Source organism: Variovorax atrisoli 110B (genome assembly GCF_000382045.1).
Taxonomy (GTDB): Bacteria; Pseudomonadota; Gammaproteobacteria; order Burkholderiales; family Burkholderiaceae_C; genus Variovorax; species Variovorax atrisoli.
Genome location: NZ_KB907453.1, coordinates 42,044 through 57,301 on the forward strand (window position 1 = coordinate 42,044; position 15,258 = coordinate 57,301).

The 15,258-nt window shown below is 67.7% G+C and carries 18 protein-coding genes; 13 read left to right on the forward strand and 5 right to left on the reverse strand.

Annotation, left to right across the window (positions count from 1 at the left end; all coding sequences use genetic code 11):
• Positions 1–102: 102 nt before the first annotated feature.
• The 3 genes from folK to G369_RS0114040 all read left to right on the forward strand — a co-directional run bounded on the left by folK (position 103) and on the right by G369_RS0114040 (position 2,356).
• A complete protein-coding gene (folK, locus tag G369_RS0114030; protein ID WP_019654639.1) occupies positions 103–561 on the forward strand; it encodes a 2-amino-4-hydroxy-6-hydroxymethyldihydropteridine diphosphokinase in 459 nt (152 codons plus the stop codon).
• Between the two features lie 125 nt (positions 562–686).
• The gene (locus G369_RS0114035) at positions 687–1,331 is read left to right on the forward strand and encodes a DUF47 domain-containing protein (protein ID WP_019654640.1); all 645 of its coding nucleotides are present in this window, start codon (positions 687–689) and stop codon (positions 1,329–1,331) included.
• A gap of 14 nt (positions 1,332–1,345) precedes the next feature.
• On the forward strand, positions 1,346–2,356 hold the full coding sequence (locus G369_RS0114040) for an inorganic phosphate transporter (protein ID WP_019654641.1): 1,011 nt from the start codon (positions 1,346–1,348) through the stop codon (positions 2,354–2,356).
• Positions 2,357–2,362: 6 nt separating this feature from the next.
• On the opposite strand, the gene G369_RS0114045 is transcribed toward G369_RS0114040, so the two are convergent.
• Positions 2,363–2,809, reverse strand: coding sequence for an NINE protein (locus tag G369_RS0114045; RefSeq protein WP_019654642.1), 447 nt, complete (start codon positions 2,807–2,809; stop codon positions 2,363–2,365).
• A complete protein-coding gene (locus G369_RS0114050) occupies positions 2,806–3,330 on the reverse strand; it encodes a GNAT family N-acetyltransferase (RefSeq protein WP_019654643.1) in 525 nt (174 codons plus the stop codon). The genes G369_RS0114045 and G369_RS0114050 overlap by 4 nt, the downstream gene beginning before the upstream one ends.
• 189 nt (positions 3,331–3,519) lie before the next feature.
• On the opposite strand from G369_RS0114050, the gene rpsP reads away from it, so the two are divergent.
• The 8 genes from rpsP to G369_RS0114090 all read left to right on the forward strand — a co-directional run bounded on the left by rpsP (position 3,520) and on the right by G369_RS0114090 (position 9,711).
• Positions 3,520–3,783, forward strand: coding sequence for a 30S ribosomal protein S16 (rpsP, locus tag G369_RS0114055; protein WP_007831311.1), 264 nt, complete (start codon positions 3,520–3,522; stop codon positions 3,781–3,783).
• 15 nt (positions 3,784–3,798) lie between these two features.
• Complete coding sequence (gene rimM, locus G369_RS0114060; protein WP_019654644.1) at positions 3,799–4,353, forward strand: ribosome maturation factor RimM; 555 nt, start codon at positions 3,799–3,801, stop codon at positions 4,351–4,353.
• A gap of 19 nt (positions 4,354–4,372) precedes the next feature.
• Entirely contained in the window at positions 4,373–5,119 is a 747-nt protein-coding gene (trmD, locus tag G369_RS0114065) for a tRNA (guanosine(37)-N1)-methyltransferase TrmD (protein WP_019654645.1), read from the forward strand.
• 110 nt (positions 5,120–5,229) lie between these two features.
• A complete protein-coding gene (gene rplS / locus G369_RS0114070) occupies positions 5,230–5,610 on the forward strand; it encodes a 50S ribosomal protein L19 (RefSeq protein WP_026346370.1) in 381 nt (126 codons plus the stop codon).
• A 138-nt stretch (positions 5,611–5,748) separates the two neighbouring features.
• Positions 5,749–6,492 (forward strand): CoA pyrophosphatase, encoded by a 744-nt coding sequence (locus G369_RS0114075; RefSeq protein ID WP_019654647.1) that lies wholly within the window; start codon positions 5,749–5,751, stop codon positions 6,490–6,492.
• Between the two features lie 51 nt (positions 6,493–6,543).
• Entirely contained in the window at positions 6,544–7,545 is a 1,002-nt protein-coding gene (locus G369_RS0114080; protein ID WP_019654648.1) for a CobD/CbiB family protein, read from the forward strand.
• Between the two features lie 16 nt (positions 7,546–7,561).
• Positions 7,562–8,671: a histidinol-phosphate transaminase gene (gene hisC, locus G369_RS0114085; protein WP_019654649.1), complete on the forward strand. Its 1,110-nt coding sequence runs from the start codon at positions 7,562–7,564 to the stop codon at positions 8,669–8,671.
• 14 nt (positions 8,672–8,685) lie between these two features.
• A complete protein-coding gene (locus G369_RS0114090) occupies positions 8,686–9,711 on the forward strand; it encodes a hypothetical protein (protein ID WP_020723072.1) in 1,026 nt (341 codons plus the stop codon).
• 18 nt (positions 9,712–9,729) lie between these two features.
• On the opposite strand, the gene rsgA is transcribed toward G369_RS0114090, so the two are convergent.
• From rsgA to G369_RS0114105, 3 genes are read right to left on the reverse strand one after another with little or no spacing between them, the layout of a single operon-like run.
• Positions 9,730–10,683: a ribosome small subunit-dependent GTPase A gene (gene rsgA, locus G369_RS0114095; RefSeq protein ID WP_019654651.1), complete on the reverse strand. Its 954-nt coding sequence runs from the start codon at positions 10,681–10,683 to the stop codon at positions 9,730–9,732.
• A gap of 15 nt (positions 10,684–10,698) precedes the next feature.
• Complete coding sequence (locus G369_RS0114100; protein ID WP_019654652.1) at positions 10,699–11,052, reverse strand: 4a-hydroxytetrahydrobiopterin dehydratase; 354 nt, start codon at positions 11,050–11,052, stop codon at positions 10,699–10,701.
• Between the two features lie 32 nt (positions 11,053–11,084).
• Complete coding sequence (locus tag G369_RS0114105; protein ID WP_019654653.1) at positions 11,085–12,347, reverse strand: M48 family metallopeptidase; 1,263 nt, start codon at positions 12,345–12,347, stop codon at positions 11,085–11,087.
• Between the two features lie 59 nt (positions 12,348–12,406).
• On the opposite strand from G369_RS0114105, the gene orn reads away from it, so the two are divergent.
• Positions 12,407–13,003 (forward strand): oligoribonuclease, encoded by a 597-nt coding sequence (orn, locus tag G369_RS0114110; RefSeq protein ID WP_051127588.1) that lies wholly within the window; start codon positions 12,407–12,409, stop codon positions 13,001–13,003.
• Between the two features lie 259 nt (positions 13,004–13,262).
• Positions 13,263–15,131 carry a DEAD/DEAH box helicase gene (locus tag G369_RS0114115; protein ID WP_026346371.1) on the forward strand — a complete coding sequence of 623 codons (1,869 nt, stop codon included), beginning with the start codon at positions 13,263–13,265 and terminating at the stop codon, positions 15,129–15,131.
• The last annotated feature ends 127 nt before the right edge of the window (positions 15,132–15,258 follow it).

Sequence of the window (15,258 nt, forward strand, 5' to 3'; positions counted from 1 at the left end):
CCCGCAGGCAAGCGCGCTGCCCCGCCGCCCGCGAAGCGCGCACAGGCCCGGCCTCCGGGCGGTGCCCAGTCTGCGCGACGTCCGAAGGACGAATACCCGACCGTGCAGGCTTTCGTCGCCATCGGCGCCAACCTGGGTGATGCCCAGGCCGCGGTGAAGGCGGCCATGGAGGCCATCGGCACCATCGAGCGCACCGTGGTCACGGCGCGCTCGTCGCTCTACCGCAGCGCGCCCATCGAATCCTCGGGGCCCGACTACATCAATGCGGTGGTGGCGGTGCGTACCGGCCTGACGGCCGAGGCATTCCTCTCGGAGCTGCAGCTGCTCGAAGACCAGGCCGGGCGCGAGCGGCCCTTCCCCAACGCGCCGCGCACGCTCGACCTTGACCTGCTCACGCATGGCAACACCGTCAAGGACACGCCCGCGTTGAGCCTGCCGCATCCCCGCATGCGCGAGCGGGCCTTCGTGCTCAAGCCGCTGGCCGAGATCGCCCCCGACAAGGTGCCGCGCGCCGCGCTGGCGCGGGTTTCCGGCCAGGTCATCGAGCGCATCCGCAGCTGACCGGCGGCTGGGCGGGAGCCCGGCCCAACGGCCCGGCTTTGCCCTCCCATTACACTTGCACGGTTTTTCATCACCCTGTCACGCGGATGTGACAGGCAAGTTCCGAGATCCCAGGAGAGCGCCACATGTTCGGCAAGCTGCTGCCCCGCGAGGGGAATTTTTTTGAGATGTTCAACCAGCACGCCGAGCGCATCGTCGAGGCGGCGCGGGCCTTCGAGCAACTGGTGGCCAACTACAGCGACGTGCACCTGCGCGAGCAGTACAACCGCGACGTCGACAACGCCGAGCGCGCCGCCGACCGCGTCACGCACGACGTCAACCGGCTGATCCACAAGACTTTCATCACCCCCATCGACCGCGAGCAGATCCACAAGCTCATCAACACGATGGACGACGTGGCCGACCTGATCCAGGACTCGGCGGAGACCATGGCGCTGTACGACGTGCGTCACATGACGGAAGAGATCGTGCGCCTCACCTCGCTGAGCGTGAAGTGCTGCGACCGCCTGAAGGACGCCGTCAAGTTCCTGGGCCGCATCGCCGACCCGACCGTGGCAGAGGCCACGCTGAAGACCTGCGAGGAGATCGACCGCCTCGAATCGGACGCCGACCGCGTGATGCGCAGCGCCATGAGCAAGCTGTTCCGCGAGGAGCCCGACGTGCGCGAGGTGATCAAGCTCAAGGCGATCTATGAGCTGCTGGAGACCATCACCGACAAGTGCGAGGACGTGGCCAACGTGATCGAGGGCATCGTCCTCGAGAACTCGTAAGCGGGCAGCGACCGATGGCAACGGTTCAGGTCGCCCTCTGGGTGGTTGTGGTGCTGGTCGCTCTGGCGATCCTGTTCGACTTCATGAACGGATTCCACGACGCCGCCAATTCGATCGCGACGGTGGTCTCCACCGGAGTTCTCAGGCCCGGGCAGGCAGTGGTCTTCGCGGCCTTCTTCAACCTGATCGCGATCTTCATCTTTCATCTCAGCGTGGCCGCCACCGTGGGCAAGGGCATCGCCCAGCCGGGGGTGGTCGACGTGCACGTGGTGTTCGGCGCGCTCGTGGGCGCCATCAGCTGGAACCTCGTGACCTGGTACTACGGCATTCCGAGCAGCTCGTCGCACGCGCTGATCGGCGGCATCGTGGGTGCCGTGATCGCCAAGACCGGCACCAGCGGCCTGGTCGCTTCGGGCATCTGGAAGACGGTGGCCTTCATCTTCGTGTCGCCGCTGCTGGGCTTCGTGCTCGGCTCGCTGATGATGGTCGTGGTGGCATGGGGCTTCCGCCGCGCCACCCCGTCGCGCATCGATCGCTGGTTCCGCCGGCTGCAGCTGGTTTCGGCCGGCGCCTACAGCCTGGGCCACGGCGGCAACGACGCGCAGAAGACCATCGGCATCATCTGGATGCTGCTGATCGCCACGGGCTACGCCTCCGCCAGTGAATCGGCCCCGCCGACCTGGGTCATCGTGAGCTGCTACGCCGCGATCGCGCTGGGCACCATGTTCGGCGGCTGGCGCATCGTCAAGACCATGGGCCAGAAGATCACCAAGCTCAAGCCCGTGGGCGGCTTCTGCGCCGAAACCGGCGGCGCCCTGACGCTGTTCCTGGCCACCGCGCTGGGCATCCCGGTGTCGACCACCCACACCATCACCGGCGCCATCGTCGGCGTCGGCTCCACGCAGCGCGCGAGCGCGGTGCGCTGGGGCGTGGCGGGGAACATCGTGTGGGCCTGGATCTTCACGATCCCGGCTTCGGCGTTCGTGGCGGCTATTGCCTACTGGATCAGCATGCAGCTGTTCTGAAGGCGGCTACTGCGAAATCTTCCGTCCCTCTTCGATCTGGTGCTCGAAGTAGCGCTGGAAGCTGAAGACGATGCTCGCCATCAGGATCGTGCTGCCGAAGAAGAGGGCCAGCACGACCGCGCCGATGGTGAACCAGTTGGTGCGGCCCGGTTCGGCGTCGGCCGGGGCGCTGGCGTTGAAGCGGGCGTTCCACTTCTCGGGCGTCATGAGGCCGTAGACGATGGCCATCAGGGCGCAGCCGGCGATGGTGAAGCCCAGCAGCGGAATCAGCACCCAGCTCAGCCCGTCGTCCACGCCGTACATGCGCACGCGCTCGATGCCGTAGACGCCCAGCGCGGTGGGAATGGGCAGCAGCCAGCCGAGCCAGTCGCCCATGCCGCGCAGGTAGAAACGGTGCAGCCCCAGGGGGCCGCCGAGGAAGGAAAGCCAGGCGGCAACGGTCTTGTTTTTCATTCGGGTCTGGTGGTGCTGCCTTCGCCGAGCACCTTCTCCATCAATACGACGTCGCGCCATTCGCCGAACTTCCAGCCGCAGTCCTTCAGCACACCGACGTGCGTGAAGCCCTGGCTGCGATGCACGCCGATGGAGCCCGCGTTGGCCGAGTCGCCGATGACCGCGATCAGCTTGCGCACGCCCGCTGCCTCGGCCGCCTGCGACAGCGCCGCCAAGAGCTTGGCGCCCAGACCCTTGCCGCGCGCTGACTCCGCCACGTAGATCGAGTCCTCGGCCGAAAAGCGGTAGGCCGGGCGCGGCTTGAACCAGTTGCAGTAGGCAAAACCCAACACTTCGCCATCTTCTTCCGCGACCAGGTAGGGAAGATTCCTCGCGAGCACATCTGCGCGGCGGGAGGCCATTTCGGCGGGGGAGGGCGGCTCGGTCTCGAAGGTGCCGGTACCGTGCAGCACGTGGTGTGCGTAGATGGCGGTGATGGCTGCGATGTCTTCTTCGCGGCTGGGTCGGATGGCAAGGAGCATGCGGGTGAAACGGGCGGCGCGAGGATCGGGCGAGGTCGGAATTCGGAGAAAAACGCGGGTCGGGCTATAATCGCGGGCTTTTCAGCGTGTCGCTGGCCGGGTGGCCAGTCGCGTGTCTCGACGCTGGAAGAACATTGTGAGCGGGCCTTTTTCAATCCACGAGGCCTGCTGACCACCCAAGGATAAATCATGGTCGTCATTCGACTCTCCCGCGGCGGCTCCAAAGGCCGTCCGTTCTTCAACATCGTCGTGTCGGACAAGCGCGTTCGCCGCGATGGCCGTTTCATCGAGCGCCTGGGCTTCTACAACCCGACCGCCAAGGAAAACGAAGAAAGCATCCGTATCGCCCAGGACCGCCTGGCGTACTGGAAGAGCGTCGGCGCACAAGCTTCGCCCACCGTTCTGCGCCTGATCAAGCAAGCTGCTGCTGCAGCTCCCAAGGCGGCGGCCTAAGCCGCCCGCACGGCGATGCTGCCTTCACTCGAAGCCGCCGAATTGCCGGCGGATGCGATCGAAGTAGGGCGCATCGCCGATGCCTGGGGCATCAAGGGCTGGTTCAAGGTCCTGCCCCACAGCGCCCAACCCGAGGCGCTCTTCTCATCGAAGCGCTGGTTCCTGCAGGCTCCCGGAGCCTCGGCGAGCACAGCCTTCCGGCTCGCGATCCGCGAAGCCAAGGAACATTCCGACTGCATCGTCGCCGCATCCGCGGACGTGCCTGACCGCAACGCGGCCGAGGCGCTGCGCGGTGCGCGCGTGTTCGTGCCGCGCTCGAGCTTCCCGACGGCCGGAGACGACGAGTACTACTGGGTCGACCTGATCGGCCTGGCCGTGGTCAACCGCGAAGGCGTCGCGCTCGGCACGGTGCGCGAGCTTCTCGCCACCGGCCCGCAGACCACGCTCGTGCTGGCCGCCGAAGAGGGCGGCAAGGCGATCGAGCGCATGGTGCCTTTCGTCTCGGCCTTCGTCGACAAGGTCGACCTGCCCGGGCGTCTCATCACGGCCGACTGGCAGCCGGACTACTGACCGGCGGTCCGCGCGGCGCATGCGCTTCGACGTCCTCACGCTCTTTCCCGAACTGTTCGCGCCCTTCATGGCCAGCGGCGTGACCCGACGCGCCTACGAGTCGAAGCAGGTCGAGGTAGTGCTTTGGAATCCGCGCGACTTCGCGCAGGGCAACTACAAGCGCGTGGATGACAGGCCCTTCGGCGGCGGTCCCGGCATGGTCATGATGGCCGAGCCTCTGTCCGACTGCCTCGACGCGGCGCTGGCCGCGCGAGGTGCCGATGCGCCGGTCATCCTGTTTTCCCCCATCGGCGAGGTGCTGCGGCACGAGGTGGTCGAGCGCTGGTCGGGCAGCGAAGGCGCCGTGCTGGTCTGCGGCCGCTACGAGGGCATCGACCAGCGTTTCATCGATGCGCGCGTCACCCACCAGATCAGCCTCGGAGACTTCGTGCTCTCCGGCGGCGAGGTCGCGGCCATGGCGCTGCTCGACGCCGTGGCGCGCCTTCAGCCGGGCGTGCTCGGGGACGAGGCCAGCCACGTGCAGGACAGCTTCAATCCGGCCCTCGACGGCCTGCTCGACTGCCCGCACTACACGCGGCCGGAGCAATGGAACGGGCAGGGCGTTCCGGCGCCGCTGCTCTCGGGCCATCACGCGCAGATCGAGCGCTGGCGGCGCGATCAGCGCCTGGCGATCACGGCCGGGCGGCGCCCCGAGTTGATCGAGGCAGCCCGTGCGGCGGGGCGCCTGGGCAAGGCCGATGAGGCCATGCTGAAAAAAAAGCTATAATCCCGGGTTCCCCGATCCTCTGTCCGGCCGCGCCCGGTCTTTTCGCGGTCTTCCCGTGAAAGCCAAAGGCGCCTTTTGTGCAGCCCGACAAGATCGAATATCAGGAAATCATGAACCTCATCCAGACCCTCGAGCAGGAAGAAATCGCCCGTCTCGGCAAGACCATCCCCGAATTCATGCCCGGTGACACGGTCATCGTCAGCGTGAACGTCGTCGAAGGCACCCGCAAGCGCGTGCAGGCCTACGAAGGCGTCGTGATCGCCAAGCGCAACCGTGGCCTCAACAGCGGCTTCACCGTTCGCAAGATCTCCAGCGGCGAAGGCGTGGAACGTACCTTCCAGACCTACAGCCCGCTGATCGCCGGCATCGAAGTCAAGCGCCGTGGCGACGTGCGCCGCGCCAAGCTGTACTACCTGCGCGACCGCAGCGGCCGTTCGGCACGCATCAAGGAAAAGCTGCCGAGCAAGTCGACGGCTGCGACGGCCGCTTAAGCGCCGCCTCCTGTCGTGCAAGAAAAGCCGCCGCTCTGGCGGCTTTTTGCGTTGTTGCCCCTGCTCGACGACAAGTTCTCCTTTTTCCGCTCTACTCCCATCCAGTCCCGACCACCCGACTTCGGTACCTTTCCGCTCTTGACCACCTCATCCCCTTCCCAACAGACCGCTTCAGCCGAAATCGTCAACGCCGTGGCGCCGCCCGCGCTGATGCAATTCGACCCGCGAACGGTGCCGTTCGTGGGCGGGGAGGTCCAGGGCCTGCCGGCGGTGGCCGCCGAGCAGCTGACGGCGCAGGCGTTGCGGGCACGTTTCGCCACCCCGCCCATCTGGACGCCCGAAGTGCGCCGCGATGCGCGCACGACCGACCGCGTTCCCGCGCAGGCTGCGGTGCTGGTGCCGATCGTGCAGCGAGCCGAGGGCGCGACCGTGCTGCTGACCGAGCGGACCTCGAACCTGTCGACGCACTCGGGGCAGGTTGCATTTCCCGGCGGCCGAGTCGATCCCGAGGATGCCAACATCGCTGCCGCCGCCCTGCGCGAGGCCTGGGAAGAAGTGGGCCTCTCCGCCCGGTACATAGAGGTGCTGGGCAGCCTGCCGACGTACACGACCGTGACCTCGTTCATCGTCACGCCGGTGGTCGCGCTGGTGCAGCCCGATTTCGAGCTCACCATCAACCCGTACGAAGTGGCGGAAGCCTTCGAGGTGCCGCTTGCCTGGCTGATGGATCCGGCGAATCACCGCCATCACACGGTGCCCGCGCCCGACGGCACCCGGCGCCAGTGGTATTCGATGCCCTACCAGGACGGCGCGGCCGAGCGCTTCGTGTGGGGCGCCACGGCGGGCATGCTGCGCAACCTCTATCGCTTCCTCGCGGCCTGAGCGGGCCTGAACGCGGGCTGAACCTTCGGGCGCTCTCGCTATCATCGAAGGATGAGCTTTTTCGCCATCCTGTGCGCGCTGCTGATCGAGCAGGTGCGGCCTTTGGGCCCGCACAACCCCGTGTACGGCGCGGTGCTTGCGTGGACACGCTGGACCAGCCGCAACTTCGACGCGGGCAAGCCGCATCACGGATGGATCGCCTGGGGGCTCGCCGTGTTCGTGCCCACGCTGGGCGCGCTGGGCGTCCACTGGCTGCTGGTGCTCACGCTGGGCCTGCCCTTCGCGGTGCTCTGGAGCATCGCGGTGCTCTACGTCACGCTGGGCTTCAGGCAGTTCAGCCACCACTTCACCGACATCCGCGACGCGCTCGAGGAAGGCGACCAGCCGCTGGCGCGCTCTCTCCTCGCGCACTGGCAGGGCGTCGACGCGGCGGACCTGCCGCGCAGCGAGATCGTGCGCCACGTCATCGAGCATTCCGTGATCGCGGCGCACCGCCACGTGTTCGGCGTGCTTGCATGGTTCTCGATCGTCGCAGCCATCGGCCTAGGCCCGGCAGGCGCGGTGTTCTACCGCATGAGCGAGTTCGTCTCGCGCTACTGGGCCCACAAGAACGGCGCCGCGGTGCAGCCTTCCAGCGCCTCGGTGCAGGAGGCTGCGGAGCGCGCCTGGCATGCGATCGACTGGCTGCCCGCGCGCATCACCGCGCTGGGCTTCGCGGTGGTCGGCAGCTTCGAGGAGGCGATCGACTGCTGGCGCAACGACGCGCAGCGCTTTCCCAACGAAAACGACGGCGTGATCCTCGCGGCCACCTCCGGTGCGGTGAACGTGCGCCTGGGCGGCGGCTCGCTGCGCCCGATCCCGGTCGCCGATCCGCTGCCGCGCGCCCAGGCCGGCGAATCGCTGGCCGATGGCCGCCGCACCGACAGCGGCAGCACGCCGGGCCGCGAGCCCGAGCCGGCCCATCTGCGCAGCGTCGTCGGCCTGGTCTGGCGCTCGGTCGTGATGTGGATGGTGCTGCTGGCCTTGCTGACCCTGGCTCGCCTGCTCGGCTGAGCGAAGGTCCGAAGCCATGACCCAGCAACAACAGCCGCAGCAACCCGTGCCGTCCTTCTGGAGCCCGCGGATCGCCGCGCTCGAGCCGTACGTGCCCGGCGAGCAGCCGCGCATCGCGAACCTCGTCAAGCTCAACACCAACGAGAACCCGTATCCGCCGTCGTCGATCGCTGTGGAGGCCATCCGCCGTGCCGCCGAAGAAGGCCTGGAGCGCTACCCAGACCCCACTTCGCTAGCGCTGCGCGAGGCCGTCGCCCGCCGGCACGGCCTGCAGCCCGGCGAAGTGTTCGCCGGCAACGGTTCAGACGAAGTGCTCGCGCACGCCTTCTTCGCGTTCTTCCAGCAGTCCGAGCCGCTGCTGATGCCGGACGTGAGCTACAGCTTCTACAAGGTCTATGCGCAGCTCTACGGCATTGCCTGCGAGCAGCAGCCGGTGGACGCGGGCCTGCGCATCGACGTCGATGCCCTTGCCGCCCGTGCGCGCCAGGGTTGTGCGGGCATCGTCATCGCCAATCCGAATGCGCCGACCGGCATCGGCCTGCCGCTGTCGCGCATCGAGCAGCTGCTCGAGGCCTGCCCCGATCGTGTCGTGCTCGTCGACGAGGCCTATGTCGATTTCGGCGGCGAGAGCGCGCTGCCGCTGATCGGCAGGTATCCCAACCTGCTCGTGGTCCAGACCCTCTCGAAGTCGCGCGCCCTGGCCGGCTTGCGCGTGGGCTTCGCCTGCGGCCAGGCGCACCTGATCGACGCGCTGGTCCGCGTCAAGGACAGCTTCAATTCGTACCCGCTCGATCGTCTCGCCTCGGCGGGCGCGATCGCCGCATTCGAAGACGAAGCCTGGTTCCGCGACGCCTGCGCCCGGATCGTCGACACGCGCGAGGGCCTCACGCTGCAGCTCGAGGACCTGGGCTTCGAGGTGCTGCCCTCGCAGACCAACTTCGTCTTCGCGCGCCACCCGAAGCGCGATGCGGCCGAGCTGGCCGCGTTGCTGCGCGAGCGCGCGGTGCTGGTGCGTCACTTCAGGCAGCCGCGCATCGCGCAGTACCTGCGCATCAGCATCGGCACGCGGGAGCAATGCAGCGTGCTCGTGCAGCGACTGCAGGACATCCTCGAATCGACTCCATGAAAGGCGCCCAGCCCATGCCGATCGAAGCTTCGGACCCGCGCGCCGAGGCGTGCGCGGCGTTCTGGAATGCCGTCAGCGCCCGGCTCGAGAGCCTGCGGGCCTTGCCCGCCCGCGAGCTGATGGAGGGCCTGAACCAGCTGCTGGAGCCGCACTTCCCGAGGCTGGCCGCCGAGGTGGCCGGCGATCCGCCCGCGTTCAAGCTCGTGCTGACCGCGCACGGGTCGGTGGACGACTTCGAGGATCTGATGACGCTGGTGCGGTCGCGTCCCAGGCTGCCGCAGGTCGAGGTGGAGGCCTTCCGGCAGCGCGCGAGCGACGGCTTCGGCATGCGCATGAACAACTTCGAGCTGGCGAGCTCCGAGGTGCTGGTCAGGCACGAGCCCTATCGGGGCCGGGTGGCGCTGGAGATCGGCTTCTCCAAGCCCATTCCGATGGACATGCGTGACCATGCCCGCCACATGAGCCTGATCATGCTCGACCACATCCTCGGCGAGTACGACTTCGCGGTGAAGGTCGGTGCGGTCGACTACGTCGAGCCGGACGCGCAGGCCGATTTCAAGGGCGTGCCGCTCGACGATTTCGTGCCCCTGTTCGACGCCTGCTGGCGCGAAGAGCTCGGCCACACGGGTGTGTTCGCCCCGGGTGAGCATGCCTGGTCGGGCCTGAGCGCGACGCGCACCTCGGAGGACGGCGGCGAGATCGAGATGGTCGTCATGCGCAACGACTCGGCGACCGCGCTGGTGGGCCGCGCCGACCTGTGCCATCGACTGTCCGTGGCGGTCCCGGTCGAATCGGGCGAGGAGCTGGAAGAGGCCCGCGCCTACGAAGACCGGCTGACGGCGCGGCTGCAGGTCCATGAGGCGGGCTGCTGCACGCATGTGGTGCTGGAGGAGGGCGTGCGCACCATCCACTTCCAGGTGGCCGATCCGGACAGTGCGATCACGCAGGCCCAATCGTTGCAGGACGACATGGAACTGGCGACGACGATGGAGCTTGTCTTCGACCCGACCTGGCAGTCCTACCGGGTCTGGCTCGGCTGAGTCTGCGGCCGGCTGCGCTCAGTAGCGCTTCTGGCTGAGCTCTTCGAACAGCTCGCCGTAGATCCGGTAGCGGCTCGCGCTGATGGCGCCCGGCGCATCGGCGGTCTCCACGTTCGCGATCACGCCGCAACCCGGCTCGTGCAGGTGCGTGCAGTTGTAGAACTTGCAGTCGCCGGCATGCTCGGCGATGTCGGGCATGAGGCTGGCCAGCTGCATCGGCGCGATGTGGTTCAGGCCGAATTCCTGGAAACCCGGCGAGTCGATCAGGCCGGTGGTGCGGGCCTCGTCGATCCAGTACCAGGTGGTGCTGGTGGTCGTGTGCTTGCCCGAGTTGAGCGCCTGCGAGATCTCCTGGGTCAGCACTGCGGCGCCGGGCACCAGCAGGTTGGTCAGCGTGCTCTTGCCGGAGCCCGAGGGGCCCAGCACCAGGGTGGACTTGCCTGCGAGCAGCTTCATCAGCGAGGCGTGGTCCGCCTCGGCCGAGGCCTTCAGCGACAGCGGCAGCACACCGTGGTGCATGCGTCGATAGGGCGCGAGCCTGGCCCATGCGCGCTCGAAGGGTTCGACCAGGTCGCTCTTGTTGAGCGCGATGATCGGCGCGATGCGCTCGGCTTCGGCGGCGATCAGCGCGCGGGCCAGCTGGTGTTCGGAGAACTCCGGCTCGGCCGCGATCAGGATCAGCACATGGTCGAGATTGGCCGCGAAGGACTTGGTGCGGATCTCGTCCTGGCGATAGAAGAGGTTGCGCCGCGGCAGCACCTGCTCGATGGTGCCCTCGTCCTCGCTGGCCTGCCAGTGCACGCGGTCGCCGACCACGGCCTGGCTCTTCTTGCCGCGCGGGTGGCAGATCAGCCGCTCGCCGGAGGGCGTTTCGACCAGGCAGTGGCGCCCGTGGCTGGCGACGACGAGGCCTTCGTGGAGGGCCTTCGCAGCGGCTGCTGCTGCGGGCGCGGCGCGGCCGGGCTTAGCCAAGGACGCGTTCCTCCATCAGGCGGCGGGCGCGGCGCCGACCAGCGCGTCGGCCTGGCGGGCGCAGTCGAAGTCGGTGGCCGACAGGCCGCCCACGTCGTGCGTGTTGAAGCGCACCACGCAGCGGTTGTAGTGCACCGACAGGTCGGGATGGTGGTCTTGCGTGTGCGCCACGAAGGCCAGCGCATTCACGAAGGCGATGGTCTCGAAGTAGTTGGCGAAGCTGAAGGTCTTCTCGATGGCGACATCAGCGCCGTCGCCCGTGAGCTTCCAGCCGTCGAGGCGCGCCAGGGCGGACACGATCTCGGTGGCGCTCAGCGCCTTGCGGGGAGGGAGGTTCTTCCAGTCCTTGGGCTTGAACATGCTGCTCATGATGGGCTTCTGCGGGTGAGGGGCCGACCGGGTCAGGCCGGGGCTGCCATGCGCGCGAGGCGCTCGGAAGCCGGGGGATGCGAATAGTAGAACTTGACGAACACCGGGTCGGGCGTGAGCGTCGATGCGTTGTCCTGGTAGAGCTTGAGCAGCGCGGCCGACAGGTCGGCGCCGCTGGTCTGGGCCACCGCGTAGGCGTCGGCCTCGAACTCGTGCTTGCGCGAGAGCTGCGCCGGCAAGGGCGCGACGAAGAAGCCGAACACCGGCACGGCCAGCATGAAAAGCAGCAGTGCCAGCGCGCTGTTGGGCGCCGCCATGTTGGGCTGCACGCCCAGGCCCGCATAGAACCAGACCTGCGTCGACACCCAGCCCAGCAGCGCGAAGCCGGCCAGGCTCAGAGCGAACATCGCGACCAGCCGCTTCACGATGTGGCGATGCTTGAAGTGGCCGAGTTCGTGCGCGAGCACCGCCTCGACCTCGCCGGCATTGAGCTGGCGCAGCAGCGTGTCGTAGAACACCACGCGCTTGCTGGCGCCGAAGCCGGTGAAGTAGGCGTTGGCATGGGCGCTGCGCGTGCTGCCGTCCATCACGAAGAGGCCCTTGGCCGCGAAGCCGCAGCGCTTCATGAGGGCGGTCACGCGCTCCTTGAGCGTGGGGTCGTCCAGCGGCTGGAACTTGTTGAACAGCGGTGCGATGAAGGTCGGGTAGATCAGCATCAGCAGCAGGTTGAAGCCCATCCACGCGCCCCAGGCCCAGAGCCACCAGAACCGTCCGGCCGCGCCCATGAGCCAGAGGATCAGCGCGGCGATGGGCAGTCCGATCACCGCGCCCAGCAGCGTGGACTTGAGCGCGTCGGCCAGCCAGAGCTTCCAGGTCATCTTGTTGAAGCCGAAACGCTCCTCGAGCCTGAAGGTCTGCCAGAGCGTGAAGGGCAGCTCGAGCAGTCCGCCGATGGCCGCGAAGGCTGCCAGCAGCACCAGCTGCTGCACCATGCCGCCGCCGATCCAGCCCAGCAGCAGCTTGTTGAGCAGGTCGAGGCCGCCCAGCAGGGTCCACCCGAGCAGCAGCGCCGCGCTCCATGCCATTTCGACGAGGCCGAAACGCGCCTTGGCGATGGTGTAGTCGGCCGCCTTCTGGTGGGCGGCGAGGGTGATGGTCTGGGCGAAAGCGGGAGGGACGGTGCCGCGGTGCTGTGCCACGTGGCGAATCTGCCGCGTGGCCAGCCAGAACTTCACGAGCAGGCCAGCGACGATCGCAGCCGCGAAGGCGATGGTGAAGATGAGCGAATAGGACATGGATCGGCGAGTTTAGCCCTCGCTATCCGGTGCCGCAGCCCTTCGACGACAATCCTGCGATGCCCGAATCCCTTGACCCGACGCCCTCCGAGGCCACGCCCACCCTGAAGAAAAGCGACCAGAACCTGGTCTGGCTGGACTGCGAAATGAGCGGTCTGGACCCCGAGAAAGAGCGCCTGCTCGAAATCGCCGTGGTCGTGACCGGCCCCGACCTCACGCCCCGCATCGACGGCCCCGTGCTCGTCATCCACCAGAGCGACGCCGTGCTCGACGGCATGGACGCCTGGAACAAGGGCACCCACGGCCGCAGCGGGCTGATCGACAAGGTCAAGGCCTCCACCCTCGACGAGGCCGCCGCCGAGCAGCAACTGCTGGAATTCATCGCCAGGTACGTTCCCCGCAGCGGCTCGCCGATGTGCGGCAACACCATCGGGCAGGACCGGCGGTTCCTCGTCAAGTACATGCCCAAGCTCGAGGCGTACTTCCACTACCGCAACCTCGACGTGAGCACGCTGAAGGAACTGGCCAAGCGCTGGAAGCCGGCGGCCTACAACGCCTTCAAGAAGCAGCAGGCGCACACCGCGCTGGCGGACGTGCACGAATCCATCGAGGAACTGGCGCACTACCGAGAGACCTTCCTGCGCCTGGCAGATTGAACGGGGCACGGAATTAGGTAAAAACCCGGATTCGTGCCATAATCGCAGGCTTCGCTGGCCGGGCAGGCAAATTTGAGCCTGGTGAGCGTTTCTCGCATCTCCCTATCTTGCACACCGCGCCCGATCGCAGCTTTTGCTGATCAAAAAGGGCCGCAGCCTCGGGTACCCGCCCGGAGTTGAATGTCGTTGGATGGTTGATGTTTTTAACCACCCAACGGGGCGCCGTCCACGGCGGCGCTCGCGTTTGAGATTGAAATTCATGACCGACGCTTTTGAAGCGCAGGGCGAGTTCGCGCCTGTGCAATCCGCTACCCACAACGAATTCACCGCCGCCGCGGACACCGTGTCCGAGGCGCCCATCCTCGAGGCGCTGGACGCCGCTGCCCCCGAGGCTGCCGCCGCCGAGGAGCCCGCTGCTCCCAACGGCTTCATCAAGCTGGGCCTCGCGCCCGAACTGATCGCCGCCGTGGCCGACATGGGCTTCACCCAGCCCACCGCCGTGCAGGAAAAGGTCGTTCCCATTGCCATGGGCGACCAGGACGGCGCAGCCAAGTCGACGCGATTCGTCGACCTGATGGTCTCCAGCCAGACCGGCTCGGGCAAGACCGCGGCCTTCCTGCTGCCCGTGCTGCACACCCTCATCAAGCGCCAGGCAGAAGCCGAGGCCGCTGCCAGGGCCGAGTTCCAGCGCCTGGCCGAGGAAGCCGCCGCCCGCGGCGAAGCTCCTCCCAAGAAGCCGAAGCGCAAGGATCCGACCAACGCCCGCCATTTCAAGGCGGCCACGCCCGGCGCCCTGGTGCTGTGCCCCACGCGCGAACTCGCGCAACAGGTCGCGCACGACGCCATCGAACTGGTTCGCCACTGCCGTGGCCTGCGCATTGCGAACGTGGTGGGCGGCATGCCCTACCAGCTCCAGATCGCCCGCCTGCAGAACGCCGACCTGGTGGTCGCCACGCCGGGCCGCCTGCTCGACCTGCAGCGCTCGATGCAGATCAAGCTCGACCAAGTCAAGTTCCTGGTGGTCGACGAAGCTGACCGCATGCTCGACCTGGGCTTTGCCGACGACCTCGCCGAGATCAACCAGCTGACCATCGAGCGCCAGCAGACCATGATGTTCAGCGCCACCTTCGCGCCGCGCATCCAGCAGCTGGCTGCCCGCGTGATGCGCGAGCCGCAGCGCGTGACCATCGACAGCCCGCAGGAAAAGCACGCCAACATCAAGCAGGTACTGTTCTGGGCCGACAACGCCCAGCACAAGCGCAAGCTGCTCGACCACTGGCTGCGCGACACCAGCATCAACCAGGCCATCGTGTTCGCCAGCACGCAGGTCGAGTGCGACGGCCTCGCCAACGACCTGCAGCAGGATGGCTTCAGCGCCGTCGCGCTGCACGGCGCCCTGAGCCAGGGCCTGCGCAACCGCCGCCTGATGGCGCTGCGCAACGGCCAGGTGCAGATCCTGGTTGCGACCGACGTGGCCGCGCGCGGCATCGACGTGCCGACCATCACCCACGTCTTCAACTTCGGCCTGCCGATGAAGGCGGAGGACTACACCCACCGTATCGGCCGCACCGGCCGTGCGGGCCGCGACGGCATCGCCGTCACCTTCGCGGAGTTCCGCGATCGCCGCCGGATCATGGACATCGAGCACTACAGCCGCCAGCAGTTCAAGGCCGAGGTGATTCCGGGCATGGAGCCGCAGCAGCGCATGCCCCAATCGCGCCCCGACTTCGGCGGCCGCGGCCGTGAAGGCCAATCGCGCGATCGCAAGTTTGGTGGTGGCGGTGGCGGCGGCTACCGTGGCGGCAATGGCGGCGGCTACGCCGGCGCCAGCGGCTTCAACGACCGCAACTCGCGCGGCCCGGGCGCTTCGGGTCCGCGCGGCGGCTATCAGGGCCAGAACGCCGGCTTCGGCGGCGGCCGTGACGAAGGTGGCAACGGCGGCGGCTACGGCCGCAAGCCGGGCTGGGGCGACAGCGCTCCGCGCGGCGGCCATGGTCACAGCGGCAGCGGCGGCGGCCGCGGCGACGGCGGCTTCGCGCCCCGCGGCAATGGCGCCGGCCATGGCGGCCCGGGCAAGGTGTTCGTGCCCCGCGACGCCCAGAAGCGCGCGTTCAAGCCCAGCCGCTGATCCCTTGGGGAACGCAGCCTGAGGGCCGCATCCCCCTTCATTGCGAAAGCCCGCGTTCTCACGAGCGCGGGCTTTTTTCATTTCGGACGCGTTCCGGGTTTCCGAGCACGCCGATGCCGTCGAGTTT